1 pseudogene is annotated in these 247 nt (G+C 68.8%); it reads right to left on the reverse strand.

Going from position 1 to position 247, the window contains the following annotated elements:
* A pseudogene (locus tag AOQ53_RS37375) lies at positions 1 to 247 on the reverse strand (hypothetical protein); the annotation flags it as partial.

Raw genomic sequence — 247 nt, forward strand, 5'->3', positions numbered from 1 at the left:
CGGCGGCGGACGCGTCGGCGTTCGGTCCGCTCGGGCTCGTTTCCTCCGTCACGCCCGTTCTGTTCCGCATTGCGACCCCTTTTTGCCGGGCCTGTTCCTGCTCGGCGGCGGCTTCCTCGAGAGCCTCCATGACGCTCTTGCCGACGATCAGCCCGGCGGCGTCGTGGTGAGCACGGACAGTCGTGGAGTCCACGCTGACCAGGGATAAGTCGACCTTGCCCTGGCGGGCGGCTTCGGCGATCAGGCC

This window comes from Streptomyces azureus (assembly GCF_001270025.1).
GTDB lineage: Bacteria > Actinomycetota > Actinomycetes > Streptomycetales > Streptomycetaceae > Streptomyces > Streptomyces azureus.